Raw genomic sequence first — 1,291 nt, forward strand, 5'->3', positions numbered from 1 at the left:
TCGCGCAACGGCGTGTTCTCACACAGTTCGTAGCCGCTGTAGATGCCCCAGGTGGGGGAGAGCGTCGCGGCCAGCACCGCGCGGGCCTCGAAGGCGGGGCGGCCGCCGTGCTGGAGGTAGGCGTGCAGGATGTCGGGGGTGTTGGCGAAGAAGTTCGGCCGCATGTAGGCGGCCGCCTCACCGGTCAGCTCGGTCAGGTACTCGGTGAGCTCCTCCTTGGTGTTGCGCCAGGTGAAATAGGTGTAGGACTGCTGGAAACCGATCTGGGCCAGGGTGTGCATCATCGCCGGACGGGTGAAGGCCTCGGCCAGGAAGATCACACCCGGATCGGTGCGGTTGACCTCGGCGATCACCCGTTCCCAGAACACAGGCGGCTTGGTGTGGGGATTGTCCACCCGGAAGATCCGCACCCCGTGCGCCATCCAGTGCCCAAGGACGCGCACCGTCTCGGCGACCAGACCGTCCATGTCGGCGTCGAAGGCGATGGGATAGATGTCCTGGTACTTCTTCGGCGGGTTCTCCGCATACGCGATCGTCCCGTCGGCACGGTGGTGGAACCACTCCGGATGCTTGTCCACCCACGGATGGTCCGGCGAGCACTGCAGGGCGAAGTCGAGGGCGACCTCCAGGCCGAGTTCGCCGGCGCGGGCGACGAAGCGGTCGAAGTCCTCGATCGTGCCCAGAGCGGGGTGGACCGCGTCGTGGCCGCCCTCGGCCGAGCCGATCGCCCAGGGCACGCCCACATCGTCAGGCCCGGGGGTGAGGGTGTTGTTGCGGCCCTTGCGGAAGGTGTGCCCGATGGGATGGATCGGCGGCAGGTAGACGACGTCGAAACCCATCGCCGCGATCGCGTCCAGCCGCCGGGCGGCACTGCGGAAGGTGCCGTGCGGCTGCTCGGGAGTGCCCTCGGAGCGGGGGAAGAACTCGTACCACGAGCCGTACAGCGCCCGTTCACGTTCCACCAGCAGCGCCAGCGTCTCCGAGGCGGTGACCAGCTCCCGCAGCGGATGACGGGCCAGGACCTCGGCCACCTGCGGCTCCAGCGCCGCCGCCAGCCGCCAGGCGGCCGGCCTGTCCTGCGCGAGCAGCGCCGCCACCGCCTCCAGCACCACCGCGCGCCCGTCCTCCTCCGGCACCCCGGCGGCCGCCCGCTCGAAGAGCCGGGCCCCCTCCTGAAGCACCAGCTCGGTGTCGATCCCCGCCGGCACCTTGATCCGCGCGTGGTGCCGCCAGGTGGCGACCGGATCGCCCCACGCCTCCACGGAGTACGTCCACATCCCCGGCGCGTCCG

At 70.3% G+C, this 1,291-nt stretch carries 1 protein-coding gene; it reads right to left on the reverse strand.

The features are described from left to right. Positions 1–1,291, reverse strand: a 1,291-nt coding sequence (locus ACWC21_RS41335; RefSeq protein WP_450890000.1) for an alpha-1,4-glucan--maltose-1-phosphate maltosyltransferase, incomplete at both ends; no start/stop codon positions are given.

The organism is Streptomyces sp. NPDC001348 (assembly GCF_053597535.1).